General features: G+C 68.6%; 1 protein-coding gene. It reads right to left on the reverse strand.

Annotated elements, in window-relative coordinates; all coding sequences use genetic code 11:
* Positions 1-236, reverse strand: a 236-nt coding sequence (locus tag ACTFO6_RS19795) for a DNA gyrase subunit A (RefSeq protein ID WP_439935997.1), incomplete at both ends; no start/stop codon positions are given.

A 236-nucleotide genomic window follows, 5' to 3' on the forward strand; every position in this document is an offset into this window, starting at 1 on the left:
TCGTAGGCCTGCTTGAGCTCCTCGGGCGGGGTGATGATCTGGGCGCCTCCCGGGAAGTCGGGGCCCGGGACGCACTGCATGAGCTCTTCCACGCCGAGCCCGGGATCGCGGATCAGGGCAATCGCCGCGCGCGCCACCTCGTTCCGGTTGTGGCTGGGGATCTCGGTGGCCATGCCCACCGCGATGCCCGAGGCGCAGTTCAAGAGCACCACGGGAAGAAGCGCCGGCAATACCTT

Source organism: Pelomicrobium sp. G1, from assembly GCF_051905455.1.
GTDB lineage: Bacteria > Pseudomonadota > Gammaproteobacteria > Burkholderiales > UBA6910 > Pelomicrobium.